This window comes from Marichromatium sp. PS1 (assembly GCF_041155115.1).
GTDB lineage: Bacteria > Pseudomonadota > Gammaproteobacteria > Chromatiales > Chromatiaceae > Marichromatium > Marichromatium gracile.
Window position 1 is genome coordinate 705,638 of sequence record NZ_BAAFHB010000005.1, and the last position, 16,987, is coordinate 722,624.

Annotated in this window: 10 protein-coding genes and 2 CRISPR repeat arrays (1 of these 12 only partly in view); of the genes, 1 reads left to right on the top strand and 9 read right to left on the bottom strand. The window is 69.0% G+C overall.

What is annotated here, in order from left to right:
- From ACAM26_RS15405 to ACAM26_RS15430, 6 genes are read right to left on the bottom strand one after another with little or no spacing between them, the layout of a single operon-like run.
- Positions 1 to 2,700, bottom strand: coding sequence for an acyl-CoA reductase (locus tag ACAM26_RS15405; RefSeq protein ID WP_369614034.1), 2,700 nt, complete (start codon positions 2,698 to 2,700; stop codon positions 1 to 3).
- 12 nt (positions 2,701 to 2,712) lie between these two features.
- Complete coding sequence (locus ACAM26_RS15410; RefSeq protein ID WP_123143228.1) at positions 2,713 to 3,831, bottom strand: acyl-protein synthetase; 1,119 nt, start codon at positions 3,829 to 3,831, stop codon at positions 2,713 to 2,715.
- The gene (locus ACAM26_RS15415) at positions 3,828 to 5,138 is read right to left on the bottom strand and encodes a phenylacetate--CoA ligase family protein (RefSeq protein ID WP_369614035.1); all 1,311 of its coding nucleotides are present in this window, start codon (positions 5,136 to 5,138) and stop codon (positions 3,828 to 3,830) included. Before ACAM26_RS15415 ends, ACAM26_RS15410 begins: the two co-directional genes overlap by 4 nt.
- A 4-nt stretch (positions 5,139 to 5,142) precedes the next feature.
- Positions 5,143 to 6,507, bottom strand: coding sequence for a phenylacetate--CoA ligase (locus tag ACAM26_RS15420; protein ID WP_369614036.1), 1,365 nt, complete (start codon positions 6,505 to 6,507; stop codon positions 5,143 to 5,145).
- Complete coding sequence (locus ACAM26_RS15425; RefSeq protein ID WP_369614037.1) at positions 6,497 to 7,699, bottom strand: MFS transporter; 1,203 nt, start codon at positions 7,697 to 7,699, stop codon at positions 6,497 to 6,499. The genes ACAM26_RS15420 and ACAM26_RS15425 overlap by 11 nt, the downstream gene beginning before the upstream one ends.
- 6 nt (positions 7,700 to 7,705) lie before the next feature.
- A complete protein-coding gene (locus ACAM26_RS15430) occupies positions 7,706 to 9,199 on the bottom strand; it encodes a GNAT family N-acetyltransferase (protein ID WP_369614038.1) in 1,494 nt (497 codons plus the stop codon).
- Positions 9,200 to 9,583: 384 nt separating this feature from the next.
- On the opposite strand from ACAM26_RS15430, the gene ACAM26_RS15435 reads away from it, so the two are divergent.
- On the top strand, positions 9,584 to 11,227 hold the full coding sequence (locus ACAM26_RS15435; RefSeq protein ID WP_369614039.1) for a methyl-accepting chemotaxis protein: 1,644 nt from the start codon (positions 9,584 to 9,586) through the stop codon (positions 11,225 to 11,227).
- A 23-nt stretch (positions 11,228 to 11,250) separates the two neighbouring features.
- On the opposite strand, the gene ACAM26_RS15440 is transcribed toward ACAM26_RS15435, so the two are convergent.
- The 3 genes from ACAM26_RS15440 to ACAM26_RS15450 form a co-directional block, all read right to left on the bottom strand.
- Positions 11,251 to 12,186: an AEC family transporter gene (locus ACAM26_RS15440; RefSeq protein ID WP_369614040.1), complete on the bottom strand. Its 936-nt coding sequence runs from the start codon at positions 12,184 to 12,186 to the stop codon at positions 11,251 to 11,253.
- Positions 12,187 to 12,331: 145 nt separating this feature from the next.
- On the bottom strand, positions 12,332 to 13,516 hold the full coding sequence (gene purT / locus ACAM26_RS15445) for a formate-dependent phosphoribosylglycinamide formyltransferase (protein ID WP_123140857.1): 1,185 nt from the start codon (positions 13,514 to 13,516) through the stop codon (positions 12,332 to 12,334).
- 397 nt (positions 13,517 to 13,913) lie between these two features.
- Positions 13,914 to 15,682: a CRISPR direct-repeat array (repeat unit 32 nt; unit sequence GTTTCAATCCACGCGCCCGTATTGGGCGCGAC).
- An 84-nt stretch (positions 15,683 to 15,766) separates the two neighbouring features.
- Positions 15,767 to 16,476 (bottom strand): IS1 family transposase gene (locus ACAM26_RS15450; protein ID WP_369613789.1). Its coding sequence is split into 2 segments (ribosomal slippage): positions 15,767 to 16,195 and positions 16,198 to 16,476, totalling 708 coding nucleotides; the frame shifts between segments, so codons are not numbered across the junction.
- 88 nt (positions 16,477 to 16,564) lie between these two features.
- Positions 16,565 to 16,987: direct repeats of the CRISPR family, unit length 32 nt; unit sequence GTTTCAATCCACGCGCCCGTATTGGGCGCGAC; it runs 606 nt beyond the window's last position.

The window sequence follows — 16,987 nt, forward strand, 5'->3', positions numbered from 1 at the left end:
CTAGCCGCGCTCGTCCACCGTCAGCCGGATCTTGCCGGTCTTGGGGTTGCGCTCGATACCGTCGAGCGCCAGCACCTCGATGCGCATCGGCGCCACCAGCCCGGCCTCGGTCATCGCGCGGATCTCCTTGGAGTCGTGCAGCAGGCGCCGCAACAGCGTCTCGGCGAGCCCGGCGGCGTCCTCCGACGCGGTATCGGCGGCGCGCTCGACCCGCACCACCAATTGATCGCGATGCCCGTCGAGGCGCGCGCGCAACTGGAAGTGGGCACCCAGCCCGGGCACCGCGGCGATCGCCGCCGCCACCACCTCGGGCTGGATGTTGCCGCCGCCGATGATCAGCACGTCGTCGGCGCGCCCGAGCAGCTCCATGCGCCGGGTGCGCCGACCGCAGGGGCACTCGCCCTCGACCCAGCGCCCGAGGTCGCCGACGTCGTAGCGGATGGTCGGCATCAGCCGCCGCTGCAGGTTGGTCACCACCACCTTGCCGATCTCGCCCGGCCCCACGGGCGTCAGGGTCTCGGGGTGAAGCAGCTCGACATGGTGCAGGTCCTCGTGGACATGGTGCACCCCGCCCTCGCAGTGCGCGCACTGATAACCGATGGCGCCGGTGTCGTTGGTGGTGTAGCCGGTGGAGGCGAAGCGCGTGATGCCGAGCACCCGGCCGAGATAGGCGCGCGAGCCGGCGAACAGGTGCTCGCCGCCGGTGGCGACCTTGTCGATGCGCAGCGCCACCCCGTGCACCTCGACGTACTCGGCCAGCGACAGCAGCACCGAGGGGATGGTGATGATGGCGGTGGCGCCGTAACCGGTGAGCTGCTCGACGATCTGCTCCATCGGCAGGTTGCCCGAGATCGGCAGGATGCGACAGCCGGTGACCTCCAGCGCCTGGTTGTAGGAGACGAAGGAGGCCCACATGCTGCCGGCGAAGAGCAGGTTGGCGACCACGTCGCCGGGCCCGAACACCGACAGCGACAGCCCCTTGCCGAGCCGCAGCGCGTTGGCGTGCTGCTCAGCGACGGTGCGATAGACCAACTTGGGCGCGCCGGTGGTGCCGCCGCTGGAGAACACATAGCCGTCGCTCGCGCTCGCCGTCAGCAGCCCGTCGCCGCGCGGCGGCAGATGCAGCTTGTAGTCCTCGCCGGACATCAGCGGCAGCCGACGCACATCGTCGAGTCCGCTCAGGGCGATCCCGGCATAGCGCTCGCGCAACAGCGGCGAGTCCTGGCGACAGTCCTCGATCACCTGCAGCAGCCGCGAGCGGGTCTGGGCGTCGCGCTCGGCGTCGGGGAGGAAATCGAAGCTGTCGCCCGAATCGTCGAGCCGGCGCCAGGGCGTGCTCTCCGCGCCCTGCTCGAGCCGATCGCGCGCCAGCGAGGTCCAGCGCACCAGGGTCGCCAGCCCGCGGGTGCCGTCGTGCGGGGTGCCGTGCTTGCGCACCGCCATGCGCCCGATCTCGACCATGCGGTCGGCGCCCAGCGCCGAGAGCGCGCGCCCGAGCCGCCGCGCGCGCGCCTCGTCGGTGAGCAGCGCCACGGTCTGGATGTACTCGCCCATCGGCGCGACCCGCTCGATCACCGACTCCAGCCGATCGACCGGCTTGATGATCAGGGTACGGTGCTGGCACGAGGTCTCGAACTCGGGATCGTCGCGCAGCGCCAGCGTCCAACCGGCGCCGCCGCCGTGCAGCAGGTCGCCCACGCCCATCGCCCGCTCCACCTTGGCCAGCTCGCGCACCTTGTCGATCTCGACCGCGGCATCGTCGCTGATCGCCCCCGGCGGGATCTCCTCGGCCCAGCAGGTCAGCGCCGCGCCGAGCGCCGCCATCAGCCGCTCGGCGGTCTCGCGCCCCTCGACATAGACCACGTGCGGCGAGGAGCAGGCCGACTGCTCCCACATCACCGCATCGCGCGCGATCAGTCGGGCGCAGGCGGACAGCCCGCGCCGCTCGAGCGCATCGGCGGCGACCATCACGAAGCTGTACTTGGGTCCGTACTCGATCAGCCGGGTGTGCAGCCCGAGATCGCGGCGATAGCTGCGGATGGTGTCGGCGCCGCCGTAGACGACGATGGCGTTGCAGTCGCGCTTGAGCACCCGCTCCACCCCCTGATCGCCGCCCTTCCAGGTCAGCAGCGCCAGCGCGCGGGCGATGTCGCCGCGCTGGTCGTGATCGCGCAGGCTGGAGGCGAAGAGCACCGGGAAGATCGGATCGACCGAGGACATCTTCATCAGGTTGACGTTGCGGGTGACGATGCCCTGGATCAGGCTGTCGACCCCGCCGACGAAGACGTTGCCGGCCGAGACATGGGCCAGCACCCCCAGCGGCTGGGCCTTGACCAGCCCCTGGAAGCGGGCATCGAACACCCAGTCGTCGAGCATCCGCGCATCCCCCAGGTCGCAGCCCAGGCGGGTGAGCAGGTTCTCGCGGCGCAGCAGGTCGACCATCACCTCGATCCCGGCCTCGATCATCGCCGGACTGAAGCCGATCCGCGCGGGCAGCTGCCGCAGCGCCTCGACCCGGTAGGGATAGTCCGGCGCGCTCCAGGCCCGCGCGACGCGATCGAGCAGGTCGAGCAGATAGCCCTGCGGGGTGGCGGCCACCCGCGCCTTCATCGCGTGCGCGCGCGAGAGGATCGCCTCCAGCCGCGCCCCGGTCAGCGGCGCCTCGGCATGGTCGATCTCGCCGTGGATGTAGTTGTGCATGGCGTGGCTCCCTCAGCTCTTGAGCAGCTCGGCGGCGGTGATCGCGCAGCCCTGGTGCTTGGCGACGCCGGCGCGCCCGATGATGTCGAGCGTGTGCCCGCCGCGCCCGCAGGGGCAGCCCTGGTCGACGATCGCGTAATCGGTGGCGAGCACCGACAGCGCCGGCTGCGCCAGGTTGTAGGGCGAGATCACCTGCAGCAGTCCCGGCTCGCCCCGCCCCAGCGGCTCCAGCCCGCCGGGGCGGCGGGTGAGCGCGCGGGCATAGACCGGGACGTGGAAGCGCCCGGCCTCGCAGGTCATGTAGGGCACGCCGTGCTCGACGAAGCCGTAGACGTCGTGCTGCGCCTCGGGCGGGATGCCGAGGTGCTCGGCGGCGACGGCGGCAAAGCGCGCGCGCGGCACCGCCTCGTCCTGGGCCGCCTTCCAACCGCCGGCGAGGATCATCAGGCTGCCGGGCGGGAAGTCGAGCCGCAGCTCGCGCGCCGCCATCTCGCGCAGCATCCGCCAGGCGAAGGCGGGGAAGCCGATCACCCGCAGCGCCAGTCCGCTCGCGGCGAAGCGCGCGAGCTGCTCCAGACACTCCTCGACCCGGAACACCGCCGCGCCCTCGGCGTCGGCGTGGATGGCGAAGAAACGCTCGGCGGCCGGCGCGAAGGCGGTATAGCGGCTGTGCGCATGGGCCGCGCCCTTGCCCCCGGCGACCTCGGGCGCGTAGGCGAACACCAGATAGTTCGCCGGCTCGCTCGACTCCAGCCCGAGCCCGCGCACGATCGCCGCGCGCATCGCGTCCTGACGCGCCATCGAGCCCTGGTCCCAGGCGATCTGACTCTGCTGACCGCTGGTGCCGCTCGAGGTGAAGGTGGCCACCAGCTCGCGCTCGGGCACCGAGAGCAGGCGGTGGCGCTTGAAGACGTTGACCATGATCCAGGGCAGCTCGACGAGATCGTCGATGCGCGCCAGGCGCTCCGGCGTGAAGCCCTCCTGCTCGCAGAGCCGGCGATAGGTCGGACAGTGGGCGATGTGGTGGGCGCAGACCTCGCGCACGGCGGCGAGGAAGCGGCGGTCGGCCTCCGCGCCGGCGGCGAAGGCATCGAGTTCGAACAGTGCGTCCAGCGAGGCGATCGCGCTCATGATGCGGGCTCCTCGACCCTCAGGTCGTGCAGATGGCGGACCTTGCCGGTCACCGGGCTGCGCTCGAGACTGCCGAGCGCGACGAAGCGGGCCTCGAGCCGCGCCAGATAGCCGCGCTCGCGCGCCACCCCGAGCTCGGGGATGGCCGTCTCCAGCGCGCCGACCAGGGTCTCGGCGTGGGGCGCGGCGGCGGTCGGGTCGCCGGCCTCGACCACCAGTTCGAGGGCGATGCGGTTGGCCTCGTCGGCGATGCGCAGACAGTAGTTGGGGCTGATGCCGTCGCGCCCGGCGACCGTCTCCACCGCCCGCTCGACCACCGCCATGGCGACATAGGCGCCGCCGAGCTTGAAGTCGTCGCCGGCGCGCCCGGCCAGGCGCAGCACCGGGTTGCGATCGCCGCAGGCGCAGGGCTCGCCGGTATAGCAGCCGCGATCGCCGATGCGATAGCGCACGATCGGCTGCGAGCGCCGCGCCAGGTTGGTCACCAGCAGCTCGCCCTCCTCGCCGCTCGCGGCGACCCGTCCGCGCTCCATGTCGACGACCTCGATGAGCTGGAAATCGCTCGGCACGTGATAGGCATTGGGCGCGCAGCGGCGACACTGATAGCCCATCAGCCCGGCGTCGGCGCTGGTATAGGCCAGGGCGTGGATCTCGACCTCGGCGCCGAAGGCGCGCTGCAGATGCGTCCGCACCGCCGGGCTCATGTGCTCGCCGGCATAGGCGATCAGCCGCAGCCCGGGGAAGCGGATGGCGTCGCGCAGCGCCAGATCGGCGAGAAACACGAACAGCGTCGGCAGGCTCAGCATCACCGTCGGCTGGAACTCGCGACAGAAGCGCAGCACCGTCTCCACCGGGATGTTGGCCGAGATCGGCAGGTGCAGCGCGCCGAGGCGCTTGATGATCTCGTGACCGCCGAGGAAGGACGGCCACAGACTGCCGGCGACCAGCAGGTTGGCCACCCGGTCCTTCGCCCCGACCCCGATCAGCGCCAGCGCCCGGGCCTGTTCGGCGCAGAAGCGATCCCACTCGGCATGGGTGAGCACGGTATAGCGCGCCATGCCGCTGGTGCCCCCGGTCGAGGTTACGATCATCCCCTCGGGCGGCACGGTGAGCATGGTTCCGGTCCGTGGCCAGGCGTTGTCGTAGAGCTCCTGGCGGCTCAGCACCGGCAGCGCGCGCCACTGCATCCAGTCCATCGGCGCCGGCATGCCGGCGTACTTGGCCGCGAAGAAGGGCGCGGCCAGCGCGGCGTGCCAGATCTCGCGGGCGCGTCCGAGCTGGTGCTCGGACTCGATCCAGGGAAACATGCGGCTATTCCTCCTCGTCCAGGATGAAACGGTGCTTGACGCTCGGGTCGAGAGCGGCGATGTCGCGCAGCTCGACCTCGATCAGCGACCCGCCGGCGGCGGCACAGAGGTTGTCGTACTTGGCCGCGAACTCGAGGCTGTGCTCGCGCAGGAAGGCGAGCAGGCGCTCGCCGTAGTCCTCGGCGCGCCCCGCCCCGGCGCGGGTGAAGACCCGGAAGAACAGCCGCGCGACGCCCGCGCGCTCGCGCCGCACCACCTGGAACAGGCCGCCGTAGCCGAACGCCTCGGGCAGGCCGAGGAGGAAGTCGCCGATCGCCGCCACCGGCAGGTTGGTGCCGTAGAACACCAGCGCGTCGCTGACCCGACCGTGGACATAGAGGAGCTGCTCGGGCAGCGCCGCGAGCAGCGCCTCGGGCAGCCCCGTCTCGGCGGCGAGCTGCGCGCGCGCGAGCAGCCCGCCCTGGTCGCGGGTGTTGTAGCGCACCAACGGGATCAACTGGTCCTTGGTAACCACGATCTCGCCGCCGATGATCTCGATCAGCGCCTTGGGCGTGGGCGCGAGCAGCATCGGCGCCTCGGCGCGGCCGAACAGCGCCCGCAGCCGCTCGGGACGAGGCGCGAGCCACTTGCGCAGCGCGATGGTCGCGGCGGTCTCGACGCCGAGATCCCCGGTATCGGCCGAGCCGTAGCCGGTCCAGACGCAAAACGGGGCCTCGACCGGGTGGCCGAAGTCGCGCGCCACCTGCTCGCGGAAGCGCTCGGTGAAGAACTCGCCGACCACCGGGAAGGCGACGCTGCCCGGGGCCAGGTCCGGGCAGTGCGCGCGCAGCAAGGCGCCGAGCAGATTGATGTTCGACGGGTTGGTGAGGATCAGACACTGCTCGAACTGCTGATGGAAACGCTGATACAGCGCTGCGGCCTCGCGCAGGTTGAGCCCCGGGGTCGCGACGGTGATCGGGTGACGGGCGCTGGCGGCCAGGGTGCGCAGTGCCGCGGCCAGCTGCATCCCGCCGATCCAGGTACCGAGGGCGAGACAGACCATCACCAGGGTGCGCCTGCGCTCGATGCCGTGATGCGCGATCAGCATCTGCTCGATGGCGGCGACATAGTCGCCCTCGTCAGCCGGGCGCTTGGGCCAGAAGGTCGAGCCGCCGCGGCTGAACCCCGAGGAACTGCCGATCAGGTGGCAACCCTCGAGACTGCCGCCATGACAGAGCGTCTCCACCGGATAGGCGAGCAGATAGCCCTGCTTGTCCATCAGCGGCAGCGCCGCCCAATCCCCCGGCGCGCTCAACCCGGCCGCGGCGAGGAAGCGGCGATAGGCCGGCACCGAGTCGTGGACCGCGCGCACGAACTGCTCAGGATTCAACGCACACCTCCTTGAGGGCTTGCAGCCGGGCAACCCAGAGCGTGATCAACAGCATCACCGCCGCGCTGATCAACAGGGCCCCGCCCGGGCGGATGAGATCGGTGACCACCCCCATCACGCCATAGGCCAGCGGCTGCAGCGACAGCGCCAGGGCGGTCACCAGGGCCATGATCTTGCCCCGGCTGGCATCCTCCAGCAGACGCTGGAACAGGGTGATGAGGGTGATGTTGATGGCGCTGAGCCCGACCCCGACCCCGACGAGTCCGGCCCCGGCGAGCGCCAGCCAGGGGCTGAGCGCAACCACCACGAGACACCCGGCCATCACCAGGAACCCGGCGAGCACCACGCCGCGCTCGCCGGGACGATGCCGCGTCGACAGCGCCAGCGAGCCGCCGAGCATCCCCGCGCCGAAGCAGGCCATCAGCAGCCCCAACCCGGCGGCACCGGCGTCATGGACGCCCTCGGCCAACACCGGGGTGACCACGGGTACCGCGGCGAAGAAGAAGTTGACCACCGCCACCGGCCCCATCAGCGCGCCGATCAAGGGGGCGCGACGCAACGCCTCGCGCCCCGCGCGCAGCTCCGACCAGAACCCCAGGCGCGGCGCGACGCGGCGCGCCGGCTCGCGCACCGAGACGATGAACAGCGCCGAGAGCAGGAAGGAGACGGCATTGATGGCGAACGCCAGGGCGACCCCGATCAGCGCGATCAGGGCGCTGCCGAACAGCGGTCCGGCGACCGCGCTCGCCCCCACCAGCAGCTGGCTGGCGGCATTGGCGCGCAGCAGCGCCGCGGGCGTGACCAGCCCCGGCACCATCGCCAGCGCCGCCGGGTTGAAGAAGGCCGAGGCGATCGAGATCACCACCGTGGCCGCGATCAGCTCGGGCAGCGCCAGGGCGCCGCCGTGGGCCAGCCAGGCGAGCGCGCCGACCACCAGGGCGCGGACCAGATCGGCGCAGATCATCACCAGACGGCGCGGGTAGCGGTCGCAGACCATCCCCGCCAGGGGCGCGACGAGGATGCCGGGCAGCGAGGTGGCGATGAGGATGACGCCGACCGCCGAGGCCGAGCCCGACCAGTGATAGACCAGCCAGATCAGCGCCAGCGAGTGCACCCGGTCGCCGATCTGGGAGACCGCCTGCGCCAGCCAGAAGCGCAGGAAGGCGGGATGGGCGCGAAACAGCTCGAGCACCGGCCGTTACCGCTCGACGCGCCGGCGGTCGCGCTCGACATAGTCGAGCAGCCGCCGGGCGAAGGGCGCGACCAACTCGACCCGATCGAGATCGAGCGCGGTGTCGACGTACTGCAGCCGCAGCACGTCCTCGCCCTCGTCGAAACAGGGCGCGAGACCGCCGTAGAAGAAGCCGAGCCGCTCGGCCGCGGCCACCGCCGCCGCGCAACCGTGATCGCTCAGGCGCACGGTGAGATAGAGCACCCGCGCCCCGGCGCGCCGACACAGCTCGTTGCGCGCCGCGCGCAGCGCCTCGGCGACATCGTCGCCGACCCGTTCGAGACGGATCATGCCGAGATCGAGCGCGCTCAGATAATGGGCATCGAACCGGCTCGCGCCGGCGCTGCCGCCGGGCTCGCCGAGACGCGCCGGGATGCCGCTCTCGGCATAGGTCTCGAGCAGAATCTCGCGATGGTGCGCGGGGGGCAGGATCAACCGCTCGGGCGGCGGGGCGAGCGGCTTGAAGTAGAGCAGACAGCTCTCGCGCTGCGCCGGGCGCTCCTCGGCCATCGCGCGAAAACGCAGGTTGCCGGCGAGGAAGGCCAGCGAGAGCGCGCAGACATGGGCGCCGAAGCGCTCGTTGACCTTCTGACTGAAGGGATGGGTGGTCACCGGCTGGCCGAACAGCCCGCTCAGCCCGCGTTCGCGCGCGAGGGCTTCGAGCCGCTCGCGCATCCGCTCCATCAGCCGCCGCCCGCGATGCGCGGGGTCGACCACCGCCATCCCGGTCTCGGCCACGGCGAGGCGCGAGGCGCCGAGCTGACCGAGCCCGCCGAGTTCGAGCGCATAGTGCCCGACCACGGTGTCGGCGGCATCGGTCGCCACCACCGAGATCAGTCGACCGGCGCGGTTGAGTTCACACAGCCGGTCCGGGTAGTAGAGATCATCGCTCGGGTGGGTATAGCCATAGGCGCGATAGACCAGCCGCGAAACCTGGTACCAGTCGCCGTCGCGCGCGGCGCGGCGCACCGTATAGGTCTGCTCGGGTGCACGGGCGACGGACTCGGCAAACGGCTCCAGCGGACGGGCATCGAGATCGGCGCGGGCGACGATATCGGCCTCGGGGCGGTTGAAGACCAGCCGCAGCCGATTGCCCTCGCGCCCGCGCGACTGCCACTGCGCGACATCGGCGGCGGCACGGATCATCTGCCGCTGCAGACCCTCGAGGTCGATCTCGTCGACCCGATCGAGCACCGCGCGCGACGGCGGATCGGCCTGCGGCGGCGGCGGCGCCTCGCGATCGTCGAGGGTGAGGGTGAGGGTGAGCGGCGTCAGCTCGCCGACCAGCGCCAGCGGCTCGATGGAGTCGGGAGCGGCACGTTCGAGGACGCCGGCCACGCCTTCCTCCACCGCCACCTCGATGGCATTGGTCCGTCTCGAGTCGAAACCGGCCAGCGCCGCCAGCTCGCCGGCGAAGCCACGAGCCACCGGCAATGCCTCGAGCATTGGGGGCAGTTCCAACCTGCACTGCATCGCACCATCGCCAGCCACATCGGCCTCCAGTCGCAGCCCCGGGGGGCGCACCGCGCACCCTTCCATGCCCCACCCTGCCGTAGTCGTACACAGCATAGTCGGTATTCAGGCATTCCCAAGGGGGCAGGCGAGCGGGAGCAACGAAAACCGCCGCACATTACACGCAGAGACGACCCGACTTCAGGGGTTCAGACCCCGTTGAGCCATCACCCTGCCGCCACGATCGTCCTCTGCCGCCGACGGCACCCAAGCCCTAGCGACCTGATTGAAAAAGGCCGGAAGCGGTAAAAACCCATTGGACTGATGGCTTGACGCCACCATCTCAACTCCCACCGCCAGACCATCGGGCACAGCAGTTCCATGTGGAGAAAATTGACGATACGTGAGCGATTGATCGCCTTCACCGTCGCGCTATTGATCCTCGTCGGTGGGGCCGCCCTGCTGATCTCGACCCACAGCGCAACCGCCATGGGCCGGCAACTGGTCGATCACACCCTGTCGATGAAGATCGCCGGCGACCTGGAGGCGGCGAAGGTCTATCTCGCCCAGTCCTGGGGGAACGTGCGAATGCAAGCGGGCGTGCTGGTCGATGCCGACGGCGAGGCGATCCGCGAGCGCTTCGAACTGGTCGACCGACTCAGCGAGGATCTTGGCGTACTCGCCACGGTGTTTGCCCGCGAGGGCGACGACTTCACCCGCCTCACCACCAGCATCCGGCTCGCCGACGGACGGCGTGCCGTCGGCACCCGGCTGGGCGAGGCCAGCGCGGCCTTCGCCCCGGTGATGGCGGGCAAACGCTTCATCGGCGAGGCCGAGATCCTCGGCGAACCCTATCTCACCGTCTACGACCCGCTCGTCGACGAGGCGGGACGGGTGATCGGTCTCCTCTTCCTCGGCATCCCCCGCGCTCAGACCGACGCCATCGTCGCCACCGGTGTCGATCAGCTCGAACGCCGACTCGCGGTCGGGCTGGCGCTGATCCTCGCCCTCGGCATCACCGGCGCCTTCGTGCTCGCACAGCTCACCGCGACCCCGATCCGTCAGGTCGCCGGGCGACTCGACGAGATCGCCCACGGCAAGGGCGACCTGACCCACCGGCTCGTGGCCGAGGGACGCGACGAACTGGCCGATCTGGCGCGCGCCTTCAATGCCTTCGTCGACAAGATCCAGCAGCTCATCGTCGAGGTGAACGCCGCCTCGGCGCAGCTGGCCAGCGCCGCCGAACAACTCTCGGCCAACAGCAGCGAGAGCCGCAACCAGGTCCAGCTGCAGCAACGCGAGAGCGAACAGGTCGCCACCGCCATGAACCAGATGACCGCCACGGTGCAGGGCGTCGCGCAAAACGCCAACGAGACCGCACGCGCGGTCAGCACGACGCTACGCGAGGCCACCTCGGGCGAGGCGGTGGTGCGTCACAGCGTCGACTCCATCGACGCGCTGGCCGAGGCCGTCGAGGGCGCCGCCGAGGTGATCAACCGGCTCTCGGCCGACAGCGACGACATCGGTCGCGTGCTCGAGGTGATCCGCGCCATCGCCGAGCAGACCAACCTGCTCGCGCTCAACGCCGCGATCGAGGCGGCGCGCGCCGGCGAGCAGGGGCGTGGCTTCGCGGTGGTCGCCGACGAGGTCCGCACCCTGGCCGATCGTACCCGTCACTCCACCGAGGAGATCCGCGAGATGATCGAGCGGCTGCAGCAGAACGCCGACAGCGCCGTCAAGGCGATGCACGCCGGGCGCGTCAAGGCGCGCGACAGCGTCTCCCAGGCCAGCGAGGCCGGTCAGTCGCTCAAGACGATCAGCGCCTCGGTCGAGCGGATCAGCGACATGGCCAACCAGATCGCCAGCGCCGCCGAGCAGCAGTCGGCGGTGACCGAGGAGATCAACCGCAACATCACCAACATCGCCCACTCCATCGAGACCACCCTGGGCGGGTCCGAGCAGAGCGCGCAGGCCAGCGATCAGGTCGCGCAACTGGCCGCGCAGCTGCACCACATGATGGCGCGCTTCAAGGTCTGAGCTCGCGCCACGCGCACCAACCCTCACAGCAACAGTGCCAGCACCACCGAGAGACTGAGGAAGGAAAGCGCGGTGGCACCCAGGAGCGCCCCGCTGGCCAGCTCGGCGTGACCGTAGCGGGCGCCGAGGACGGGAAAGATGGCGAACATCGGACAGGCGGCGATCAGGATGGCGGCGCGCTGCAGGTCGGGATCGAACGCCGGCAGGGCCAGCACCATCGCCGCCACCAGCAGCGGGTGCAGCACCAGCTTGGCCAGCGCGACCTGCCCGATCTCGCCGAGGCTGGCGTGGAGACGGCTGCCGACCAAGGTCGCACCGACGAAGAACAGCGCCACCCCCGCCGCCCCCTGTCCGAGCAACCCCAGCGCCCCGCTCAGCCCCGGCGGCAGCCTCACCTCGAACAGCGCGAGCGCGAGACCGAGGGTGATCGCCAGGATCAGCGGGTTGGTGACGAGCCGCGCCACGATCAACCGCGCGGTGGCCCGGACGCCCGGCGCCCGCCCCTGCCCGGTGCCGAGTTCGAGCACGCTCAGCACCAGCGGCATCAGCACCAGGTTCTCGAACATCAACGCCATGGCGAAGCCGGCCACCGGCGGCTCGTCGAAGGCCTGCAGCAGCAGCGCGTAACCGATGAAGGCGCTGTTGGAGAAGGCCGAGCCGAGCGCCTTCACCGCCGCGCGATCAAGCCGGTCGCCCCGACCACCCCGAAACCACGCCAGCATCAGCCCGTAGGTGAGCAGCGTCCCGGTGCCGTAGGCCAGCAGGAACCCCGGCTCGATCGCCTGACGCAGATCGGTGCCGGCCAGGGTCGCGACGATCAGCGCGGGCATCGCGACATGGAGCACGAAGCGCCCCAGCACCGCCGTCGCCGCGCGCTCCATCACCCCCAGCCGCACCGCCACATAGCCGGCGACGATGACGGTGAAGACGGGGACGACGATATCGAGGATCGCGGTCATCGACCCGCGCCCCGACCACCGCTCGCGCCGCACCGGCAGGCGGTCGAGACGGGCGAGCGACCAACGGGCCGCGCCGCAGACCGCTCAACCGTCGCGGCCCGCCCGCGCCGGTCGCTCCCCGCAGAGGACATCCGCCCGCGCGCCCCTAGTCGAGCTCGACACGCACCCGTGCGGCGGCGCGCAACGCGCGCGCCTTGGCGTCCTCGACATCGGTGCCACGCGCCAGCGCCACGCCCATGCGACGCCGCCCCCGCACCTCGGGCTTACCGAACAGGCGCAGATCCGTGCCCGGCTCGGCGAGGGCCTCGGCCAGATGGGTGAAGCGGGGCCGGGGCGACTCACCCTCGACCAGGATCACCGCCGAGGCCGCCGGACCGTGCTGGCGGATCTCGGGGATCGGCAGCCCGAGGATGGCGCGGGCGTGGAGCGCGAACTCGGAGAGGTCCTGCGAGATCAGGGTGACCATGCCGGTGTCGTGGGGACGCGGCGAGACCTCGCTGAAGATCACCTCATCGCCGCGCACGAACAACTCGACCCCGAAGATCCCGCGCCCACCGAGCGCCGCGGTCACCCGCGCGGCGATCTCCTCGGCCCGCGCCAGCGCCGTCGGCGTCATCGGGTGCGGCTGCCAGGACTCGCGATAGTCGCCATCCTCCTGGCGATGCCCGATCGGCGCGCAGAAGGCGGTGCCGTCGCGGTGACGCACGGTCAGCAGGGTGATCTCGTAATCAAAGGCGACGAAGCCCTCGACGATCACCCGCCCGCCCCCGGCGCGCCCACCGGCCTGGGCGTACTCCCAGGCGCGATCGAGCTCGGCGGCCTCGCGCACCAGGCTCTGCCCCTTGCCCGAAGAGCTCATGATCGGCTTGACCACGCAGGGCAGCCCGATCTCGGCAACCGCCTGCTCGAACGCCTCGCGGGTGTCGGCGAAGCGATAGGGCGAGGTCGGCAGCCCCAGCTCCTCGGCGACCAGCCGGCGGATGCCCTCGCGGTTCATCGTCAGCCGGGTCGCCCGCGCCGTCGGGACGACGTTGAAGCCCTCGGCCTCCAGCTCGAGCAGGGTGTCGGTGGCGATCGCCTCGATCTCGGGGACGATATAGTCGGGACGCTCCAGCTCGATGACCCGGCGCAGCTCGGCCCCGTCGAGCATCGAGAAGCTGTAGGCGCGATCGGCCACCTGCATGGCGGGCGCATTGGCATAGCGGTCGCAGGCGATGACTTCGAGGCCGAGTCGCTTGAACTCGATGACGACCTCCTTGCCGAGTTCGCCGGCCCCGCAAAGCAGGACCTTGGTCGCGTTGGGGGAGAAAGGGGTTCCGATCGTAGGCATGTGGTCTCTGCTTGTCGGGGTGGTGGCTTCAGGATGGATCGCGGCACTCCCGCCAGCCGCAGCCGGTCCCCGCGAGTCACGCGCGACCGCCGCAGCCGCGACGGAGAGACCCCGGAGCAGTCCCAGTCCCGACACGCTCGCGCGCGCCGCTCCGGCAAGGGCGCGACCGATGGTACTCCGCCGACACCGCAGGGATCCAGACGGCATGTCGCAGACGAGCACGAGACAGATCGCCAAACCAACTAGCTGTGCGGTGCGGAACACACAGTCCATCGCGAACACCGCGAGCACTGCGAACCAACAGCAGCGCCTACTGATTTTCGGCATATAGGCATGTTTCGCGCCGTCCGTTTAAGGCGCCCCACGCACTCAACACATCAACCACACTGACCGCCCGGCTTCAATCCACGCGCCCGTATTGGGCGCGACATCAGCCCGGCGCGGCGCAGTTCGTGGAGGGCGAAGTTTCAATCCACGCGCCCGTATTGGGCGCGACGCTGATGGCGCTACGCGCCGACTAAATATGGCTATGTTTCAATCCACGCGCCCGTATTGGGCGCGACGTCGGTGACATCGATGGGGATCAGCCACCAGCCCGGGTTTCAATCCACGCGCCCGTATTGGGCGCGACCTGACCTGAACGCAGCAATCGAAGGGCTGGCCTGGTTTCAATCCACGCGCCCGTATTGGGCGCGACTCGGCGCTGGCGGTAATGCTATCCCACAGCCCGCCGTTTCAATCCACGCGCCCGTATTGGGCGCGACATGAGCACGTACCTTGACCTTGGCGACACCGGGCGGTTTCAATCCACGCGCCCGTATTGGGCGCGACCTTCACTTGTGTAGGTCACGGGATATTTGTCGCAGTTTCAATCCACGCGCCCGTATTGGGCGCGACACGAGTTCGCGCGCCAGACGCTTCCCCAAGACTAGGGTTTCAATCCACGCGCCCGTATTGGGCGCGACTCGCAGGGGTAGCCCAGCATAGGGAGTGGGGCGCGTTTCAATCCACGCGCCCGTATTGGGCGCGACCTCCATCCCCCTGAGCTAACCAAGTAGGGGAACCTGTTTCAATCCACGCGCCCGTATTGGGCGCGACCGGCTGCATCGGCATCGCCATCGGCATTAGCCAATGTTTCAATCCACGCGCCCGTATTGGGCGCGACCCGATCTGCGCCGCCAGTTTCCCCGTGGGCTGGGGTTTCAATCCACGCGCCCGTATTGGGCGCGACCGGGGCGCAAGTGTCGCCGCCCCGGATTCCGTGTAGTTTCAATCCACGCGCCCGTATTGGGCGCGACCCGCCACTGCGCCGGGGCAGCGAGCGATTTTAGCGTTTCAATCCACGCGCCCGTATTGGGCGCGACTCGGCGAGCAGTGCCGAGCCCACCTCAACCCACGCTGTTTCAATCCACGCGCCCGTATTGGGCGCGACATTGCCGGTTATTATAGGGATCACTCGCATCATTGTTTCAATCCACGCGCCCGTATTGGGCGCGACAGGCGGCGCTGATCACCGATGTCGTCGACCTCAGTGTTTCAATCCACGCGCCCGTATTGGGCGCGACACGGCAGCATCGACCCCCACGACCCCTACGCTCTCGTTTCAATCCACGCGCCCGTATTGGGCGCGACATGACGAGGTTCGACTTGACCTGCGGGCTGTAGCTGTTTCAATCCACGCGCCCGTATTGGGCGCGACTCCATATTGGATGGGAGGGCATCGGGGGGCTGGAAGTTTCAATCCACGCGCCCGTATTGGGCGCGACTTCGGGGTTTCGACTCTCGCCTTCGAGACCACCAGTTTCAATCCACGCGCCCGTATTGGGCGCGACCGTCGTCGACGAACTCGCACATCAGCAGGTTGGCGTTTCAATCCACGCGCCCGTATTGGGCGCGACGCGCGGGGCGGGTGATCGTCACCCCCACTGGTGCCGTTTCAATCCACGCGCCCGTATTGGGCGCGACCCGAGTACGACCGCATCGCCGAATACCAGTCCTCGTTTCAATCCACGCGCCCGTATTGGGCGCGACGCTGGTGTCCCCGGTTTCGTTGGCGTGTACCGGGGGGTTTCAATCCACGCGCCCGTATTGGGCGCGACCTGGTGTCCCCGGTTTCGTTGGCGTGTACCGGGGGGTTTCAATCCACGCGCCCGTATTGGGCGCGACCAACAGGGAGGCATTAACGATCTGGTAGTGCCCTGACCGATAGGATTTTGAATCGCTCAATGTGTTTGGCTCACCCGCAGTGAGTCAAGCGCACATCGTTTCGTTGTAGTGATGAATGAAGTGCCAGAGTGCACCCAGATGGTTTTCCTGGTTTTTCGAGAATGCGAGCGACTTTCTCACCAAGCGGGAGATACGCTGCCGGAGTGTACCGTTAAACCGTTCGATATGGTTGGTTTCCCCTTGTGACTTCGCACTGGGATAATGTCGGTGTGCCGGGATGATCCGCGCATAGGCGCTCCAGAAATCTGTGTAGACGGGAGCGGAAGTCTGATATTGCGCTGGGATGGAATCCCACAGAGCCTGTGCGGAGCGCTCCGTACGATCGCCAACATGGACCCCGACGATACGCCGGGTCAGGCGATCCATGGCGAGCCAGATCCATTGTTTGTTCAGGCGTTTTCCGACAAAGGACCACAGTTCGTCGCACTCCAGGATCACTCCGTAGGGTGTGGTGTTTTTTTTAGCGCGACCTGACGAGGAACCTTCTTGTACTTCTCGTTCACGTAGTTCTGCAGCCAAGCCTCGGAGACCTTCACCGCACGGGCAATTCCGGCCAGGGAGATTTTTTCCAGCAGCAACCGATCGATCAGTTCGCGGGTTTCCTGAGAAACCGGCCCCTTGGCAGGATGGAGAACGAACTGGCGACCGCAATCTTGACACTTGTACAACTGCTTTTTCAGCCGGTTGAATCCATTTTTGGTCACATGGTTGGAGTGACACTGCGGACATGTCAGATACATCTTCTTCATCCTTAAAGCAAGAGATTCTGATCTTATCGAAACCTATCGGTCAGGGCACTACCAACGATCTAACCGGCTGGGGGTTTCAATCCACGCGCCCGTATTGGGCGCGACACGTCGACACACTCACCGCGCGCGTCCGTGCCTGGTTTCAATCCACGCGCCCGTATTGGGCGCGACCCGAGGCCGACGAGGGCGGCACCGTCTCGACGATGTTTCAATCCACGCGCCCGTATTGGGCGCGACTCGCCCGCATCCAGCACCGCCGCCAGCGCCGCATGTTTCAATCCACGCGCCCGTATTGGGCGCGACGGTGTGGTGATGGCATAGGGTGCGCGTGCCGAATAGTTTCAATCCACGCGCCCGTATTGGGCGCGACCCGACAACATGCTCGACTACCGGGGCTGGTGCAGAGTTTCAATCCACGCGCCCGTATTGGGCGCGACTTGCAGGGCGAGGGCTGCGGGTTCCCGGCGAGCGGTTTCAATCCACGCGCCCGTATTGG

Coding starts and splice junctions, on each gene's coding strand:
- ACAM26_RS15410 (WP_123143228.1), bottom strand. CDS start 3,831: ATGAGCGCGATCGCCTCGCTGGACGCACTGTTCGAACTCGATGCCTTC.
- ACAM26_RS15405 (WP_369614034.1), bottom strand. CDS start 2,700: ATGCACAACTACATCCACGGCGAGATCGACCATGCCGAGGCGCCGCTG.
- ACAM26_RS15415 (WP_369614035.1), bottom strand. CDS start 5,138: ATGTTTCCCTGGATCGAGTCCGAGCACCAGCTCGGACGCGCCCGCGAG.
- purT (WP_123140857.1), bottom strand. CDS start 13,516: ATGCCTACGATCGGAACCCCTTTCTCCCCCAACGCGACCAAGGTCCTG.
- ACAM26_RS15440 (WP_369614040.1), bottom strand. CDS start 12,186: ATGACCGCGATCCTCGATATCGTCGTCCCCGTCTTCACCGTCATCGTC.